This is a genomic window from Tetzosporium hominis, assembly GCF_002265435.1.
Lineage (GTDB): Bacteria > Bacillota > Bacilli > Bacillales_A > Planococcaceae > Chryseomicrobium > Chryseomicrobium hominis.
In genome coordinates this window covers 1-263 of sequence record NZ_NOKQ01000346.1, presented here as the reverse complement: position 1 = coordinate 263, position 263 = coordinate 1, and the positions used below count along the sequence as shown (strand labels likewise).

At 45.6% G+C, this 263-nt stretch carries 1 protein-coding gene; it reads left to right on the top strand.

Going from position 1 to position 263, the window contains the following annotated elements:
- On the top strand, positions 1 to 263 hold a 263-nt coding region (locus CF394_RS14745; RefSeq protein ID WP_133079861.1), incomplete at both ends, for an ROK family protein.

Here is a 263-nt window from a genome sequence, read left to right as displayed (position 1 = left end):
CAAATTGCTTCACGGTGTTGCTGGTGCTGCTGGTGAGCTTGGTCACATCACTGTTGACTTTGACCAACCAATCGCATGTACCTGTGGTAAAAAAGGCTGTCTTGAGACAGTTGCTTCAGCAACAGGGATTGTCAACTTGACTCGTCGTTATGCAGATGAATACGAAGGCGATGCAGCCTTGAAACGTTTGATTGACGATGGGGAAGAAGTAACTGCTAAAACTGTTTTTGATTTGGCTAAAGAAGGAGACGACCTTGCCTTGA